At 69.3% G+C, this 596-nt stretch carries 1 protein-coding gene; it reads right to left on the reverse strand.

From position 1 onward, the window contains the following. A partial coding sequence (locus EN884_RS37915) for a LysR substrate-binding domain-containing protein (protein WP_128361229.1) occupies window positions 1–596 on the reverse strand: 596 nt, incomplete at both ends.

Genomic DNA, 596 nt, shown 5'->3' on the forward strand with positions numbered 1-596 from the left:
GCACCGGCACGCAGCCGGATGGCGAACTCAGCCAAAGGCACCTGCGGCAGGCCAAGCTGGCGCGGCGCCTCGACAATCCCGGAATGGGCAAAGCGAGCCGTTCGCAGCGTCAGTGCGACACCGGCGTTCACGGCTGTGCGCAGGCCGGCCAGACTGGCGCTGCCGGCAGCAATGCGGTAGCGGCGGCCGGCGGCATCGAGTGCGGCAAGTGCCGCTTCGCGAAAACCGCAATATGGATCGAGCAGCGCCAGCGGCAGTTCCTCCTGCCGCGTGGCCAGCCCCTTTTGTGAGCATAGCCATATCATCGGCTCGCGCAGCACGCCGACTTCGTCCGCCGCTGCCGTCTGGCGCATGACGATCGCCAGATCGAGGCCGCCAGACTGCAGCGCCTGCGCCAACTCGGCGGAACGGCCGACCCGCAGTTCGATCCTGACGCGCGGATGGCTGCCGGCGAAAGCACGCAGCAGATCCGGCAGGCCGCTGTCGGCAAAATCCTGCGTCGTGCCGATGGCAACGCGCCCGGCAGCGCGGGCGCCCTTCAGCGCCAGCCAAGCCTCGCGATGGACGGCAAGAATGCGCTTGGCGTGGCCGACGAG

This window comes from Mesorhizobium sp. M7A.F.Ca.AU.001.01.1.1 (assembly GCF_004022735.1).
GTDB lineage: Bacteria > Pseudomonadota > Alphaproteobacteria > Rhizobiales > Rhizobiaceae > Mesorhizobium > Mesorhizobium ciceri.